Source organism: Gammaproteobacteria bacterium (assembly GCA_013696315.1).
GTDB lineage: Bacteria > Pseudomonadota > Gammaproteobacteria > JACCYU01 > JACCYU01 > JACCYU01.
Window position 1 is genome coordinate 1 of record JACCYU010000169.1, and the last position, 4,993, is coordinate 4,993.

Below are 4,993 nucleotides of genomic sequence, written 5' to 3' on the forward strand. Positions count from 1 at the left end.
AGTATCGTGAGATCGGTTGCCCCCGATTCACTTCAATCGCCTGCTGTGTCCGGTGCGCCAGCTCAGGACGAGACAACCGGCGAAGCGTTGGAAGCGGCGGAGCTCACCAGGACGGCCGGCCGTGGCGGAGCGGATTCGGCTCAACGCAGTTCCAGACGGAAGGGAGATCAGGCACCGGATACCATCGGTGAAAAACCCGAGCTACGGACTTCCGAGGAAGTTTTTCTGCGTGATCAGCTCCTGCTCGAGCCACGCACGCTTACGCTTGAACTCGGACTTTCGTATTCGCGCAACGACCAGCGGGATTTCGTACTCGCCGTCCCCCCTCCGGGCGCCCCTTTGCCCAGTCTGGAGCAGGAAATCGACTCTTTCACAACGACCTTAACCGCCCGTTATGGACTGCCCAGCGGCTATCAGCTTTTCTCGAGCCTGCCGATCAGCTATCAGCAAAGCGCCACGTTTTTCGCGGGCAGCCAGCAGATCGACTCCGGGTCGCGCACGGACCTAAGGGCGCTTAACCTGGGCGTGCGTCGCACCGTCATCAGAGAGGCGGCCGGACGGCCAGAGGTGATACTGAGCGCGGACGGGGCCATCCCTACGGGTGACAGTTCATGGGGCGCCGGCGGCAGTGTTGCGCTGGTCAAGACAGTAGACCCGGTATTTCTGTTTGGAAATCTTGGTTACCGTCACACGTTCAGCCGGGATTTCGATGACCTGTTGCTGCTGGAACCGGAGGACGCGTTTACGACCAGCTTTGGCTACGGCCTTCGCCTGAACGACACCTTGTCCATCAGCACTGCGTTTACAGGCCGATTCACGGGCGATACCGAATTCGACAGGGTAACGCTACGCTCCCGCGAGCAGTATAGTCTGCGATTCGGACTGACTTCAATTTTGACCAAAAGCCTCTCTATCGAGCCCAGCGTCAGCTTCAACCTCGCCGGCACGAGTCCGAATGTCACTGTAGGCATCAATCTTCCGTACACCTTTCAGCCTTAGCGTCCACCCGGTTACGCTATGCCGCGTTCGAGAGTGCAACTGTTGACGGAGATGCCCGTGTTCGGCGGGATCCGCGAGGACACGTTGGAATTCCTGCTGCAGCTTGCGTCTATCGTGTCCGTCGCCAAGAGAGATTTCGTTTTCCGCGAGCGTGACAATGCGGCTTCCATGTACGTTCTTGAGCGGGGCAAGGTCGTCATCCTCTAGGCGGGGGAAGGCCGCGATCACGTGCTGGGCCATCTTGGGCGGGGTGACTGCTTCGGCGAAATGTCGCTCATCGATCTATTTCCGCGAAGTACTTCCGTACGGGCGCAGAAACCCTGTACTGCGATCGAAATTTCAAGTGATGCGCTGTATGAGATTTATAAGCGGGATCTTGAGCAGTTCGCCTTGATTCAGATGAATATCGCGCGCGAGATCAGCCGCAGGCTGCGCGGGGCGGACGAGCGATTGTTCGAGATTTGAGATCCGAATCCTCGTGCGAAGGTCTTTTACATCCTACTTAAGCGCAACTGTCATGAAAGCGTGATCCCGCTGTAACACTCGCCCCCTACGCTCCTCCGGGTAATCACCACTAATAGTATTAAACGAGAGGAGTATGCAATGGGCAGCGAAATACCCACACGGGCGAAACCCGCCACTCACGACCTCACAACCGGTTTATCTAAAGATTCCCCGCTGTCACGGCCCGCGAAAGACGCCGGTAACGAGCCGATCAGCAACCCATCAAATAACGTTCCGTTCGCGCACGTGCTGCAACGCTATCTCTCGCGCCGCGACGTATTGCGTGGCGGTGTGGCCGCGGCCGCGGGTTATGTGCTGGGTTTGCCGATCGTTAACTATGTCGGGGCGCAGAATGCGCTCGGTACCAGGGCTCATGAGACCGTAGCTCGGCAGCTCGGCTTTGAGTCGATTCCCGCTTCGCTCGCCGACAAGGTATCGGTGCCGCCGGGCTACTGCGTGCGGGTTTTTGCGCCATGGGGTACGCCGATCAACGGCGCCGCGCCGCTGTTCGATGAACTGACCGCCAGCAATTCCGCCGAAGAGCAGGCGATGCAGGCCGGCGATCACCATGACGGCATGTATTATTTTCCGGTGCCGAAAGGCTACGAAGGTTCCGATCACGGTATTCTGTGCGTGAATTACGAGAATATCACTCAGCAGTACATGCACCCGAACGGCCCCACGGTCGACGAGAACGGCAACCGCCTGGTGGCCGACGAGGTGCGCAAGGAGATCAACGCCCATGGCGTCGGCGTGATCGAGCTTCAGCACGCGGCGGATGGCAGCCGGCAGATCGTGGATTCCGGCTTCAACCGGCGTATTACGGGCGCTTCGGGCACGGTGTTCAGTGGCCCCGTAGCAGGCACGCCATTGGTACAGACGCGGCATTCGCCGGACGGAATGCAGGGTCGTGGCACGCTCAACAATTGCGCCAATGGCTATACGCCCTGGGGCACGTATCTCACCTGCGAGGAGAACTGGGCCGGCTATTTCGTCAACAACGACACCACTCCGCCGCGCGAACACAGCCGCTACGGCGTGCCCGCGATGAGCGAAGGCGAGCCCGCCGCGTCCAGCTACGGCTGGGAGACGCTGGCCGGCGATCCTGGCGAGGTCGATGACGAATTCGCACGCTTCAACGCGTCCAGCACCGGCGCTTCGGCGTTCGATGATTACCGCAACGAACCGAATCAGTTCGGCTGGGTGGTCGAGATCGATCCCTACGATCCGAACACCACACCAGTCAAGCGCACCGCCATGGGCCGCATGGGGCACGAGGGTTGCTGGGTCGGCAGGATCGAGGAAGGCAAGCCGCTGGTGTTCTACATGGGCGACGATGCGCGCTTCGAATACATTTACAAGTTCGTTACAAAGAAAAAGTTCAAAGCCCGCCGGTCAAGCTGGTCGATGCTGGATGAGGGCACTCTGTATGCCACGCGGTTCAACGAAGACGGTACGGGCAAGTGGCTCGCCTTGGATGACTCGAATTCAGATCTGCTCGCGGAATTCGGCGATCTCGCCGGCATCCTCGTGAACGCGCGCGGCGCGGCCGACATCGTGCGCGCGACGCCGATGGATCGGCCGGAGTGGGGAGCGGTGAATCCGCTCACGGGCGAAGTGTTCATGACCCTGACCAATAACAGCAGCCGCGGCGACGGCGAAGTGACGGAAATTGTCGAGAGTCTGGCAGGTCGGGACATAAACCCTGACGCGGCCAATCCGCGCACCCAACGATTACGGGCACATCATCCGCTGGCGCGAGGATGGCGACGATGCGGCCGCGAGATCATTCCACTGGGACATCTTAGTGTTCGGATCGCCTGCCGATCAGCCGGCCGATATCAACCGTTCCGAGCTTACTGAAGACAACCAGTTCGCCAGTCCCGAGGGCTTATGGTTCGATCCGCGCGGTGTGCTCTGGATACAGACTGACGACGGCAGCGACCTGCGCGAGGTGACCAACAACCAGATGCTGGCAGTAATCCCGGCTAGCCTCAAGGATCAGGACATCTCGGGCGAGTATCAGGCCGAGCTGCGTCGTTTCCTGGTCCGGGCCGGCTGGTTGCGAGATTACCGGCATAGACATGACGCCGGACGGGCGCACGATGTTCATCAACGTTCAGCATCCGGGCGAAGATGGCACTTTCGACAGTCCCACCAGCACCTTCCCGGGCGGCGCCGGCACGCGCCCACGTTCCGCGACGCTGGTGATTACACGCGACGACGGCGGCATTATCGGTCTTTAATCGCTATCGCTTGAGGAAATTTTCACAAAGGACCTCCGCGTAATCGAGGTCCTTTTTTTTGTTTGACAATCGTTAAACCTCGAGTTCTTTACGCCAGGCGAGTGCGCGCGGGGCGGGTGAGTCATGCTGATCCCAAACTAAAAGTTGTCCGGATAGCTGGCGCAAAAAAGGGCGCTCCCGAAGAGCGCCCTTGTGCTCAATCAAGGTCGCGAGCCGCCGCTCGCTCGCTTGTCGACGTTGCGAATAAGCTTACTGCCCGGCGGCGGTCAGGCTGGTCGTGGCACCGCTCATGACAACCGGCATATTGCGTGTACCGTTGACGTTGATGTCGGAACCGCGCGTGATGACAAGCGAGCCGTCGGTCGAGGTGTCACCGTAGATCTGGGTGCCTTCTTCCACGTTGAGCACCACCCTGGTAGCAGTTGCTGGTGTGGCACCTTGCGTACCGCCATCGCCGACGTTGACGAATCCGCTCAGTACATAGACGTGATCGTTGGTTAAGTTGACCACGAGCTGCTGTCCCGCCCCACCCGTCTGATTGCTCAGCGAGTTGGTGCGAACGACGCATACCGGGAAGCTTTCGCCGAATATTGTTTTCCTGCCGCCGTTGCGGAAATCGGTATCGATCGTGCGGCAGCGATTGACGAGGGACGGCGTGAGGTCATTGCCGACGTTATTGGCCAGCGGATGAATGTTCCGATTGATCAAGGTGCCGTCGCCGGCGGCCACGTGCGCGGTCCAGCCGGTCCACCAGGGTCTGATCGCGTCCGGATCGACCGCGCCATAGTAGCTATTCTGCTGGAAGCCGAGCGGCAGCCGCGTTGCCGGCGCTCCGTTCGCGGCGACCGTGAACGTCTGGCGGCTGAGCAGGTATCCCGGCACCTGCGCCGGCGTGCGGAACATGACCTGTGCGCTCAGTCGTTGCAATAGCGGCGTCTCGTCCGCCGCCGCGAGCGTGCTTGGCGGCGCGCAGCCGAAGATGGCGTCGCGATACCGCAGGCTCGTCGGCAGGAGGTCGTCGATGTCGAGACAGCCGTCCTCGAATCTAGCCACTGGCCCGGTGTTGGCGTACACGGAGCGGTAGACCTGCCCGCGCCAGCCTTCGCGGTGGAGCGCGCCGGTGGTGTTCTCGTCGATTCGGCCCTTGTTGCCGAGGATGGTCACATTGGCAATCCGCGGCGCGGTAAACGGGACGGCGTTGAAGTTGTCGCCATTGCCGTCGGACTCGATACCGTAATTGCCGT

General features: G+C 60.5%; 2 protein-coding genes and 2 pseudogenes. 3 read left to right on the plus strand and 1 reads right to left on the minus strand.

Annotated elements, in window-relative coordinates; translation table 11 throughout:
• Window positions 1-45: 45 nt before the first annotated feature.
• The 3 genes and pseudogenes from H0V34_10040 (at window position 46) to H0V34_10050 (ending at window position 3,749) form a co-directional block, all read left to right on the plus strand.
• The gene (locus tag H0V34_10040) at window positions 46-999 is read left to right on the plus strand and encodes a hypothetical protein (GenBank protein ID MBA2492016.1); all 954 of its coding nucleotides are present in this window, start codon (window positions 46-48) and stop codon (window positions 997-999) included.
• A gap of 18 nt (window positions 1,000-1,017) precedes the next feature.
• Window positions 1,018-1,464: pseudogene (locus H0V34_10045) on the plus strand (cyclic nucleotide-binding domain-containing protein).
• A gap of 138 nt (window positions 1,465-1,602) precedes the next feature.
• A pseudogene (locus H0V34_10050) lies at window positions 1,603-3,749 on the plus strand (PhoX family phosphatase).
• 249 nt (window positions 3,750-3,998) lie between these two features.
• Here the strand turns inward: H0V34_10050 and H0V34_10055 are convergent.
• Window positions 3,999-4,913 (minus strand): hypothetical protein, encoded by a 915-nt coding sequence (locus H0V34_10055; protein ID MBA2492017.1) that lies wholly within the window; start codon window positions 4,911-4,913, stop codon window positions 3,999-4,001.
• Window positions 4,914-4,993 lie beyond the last annotated feature (80 nt).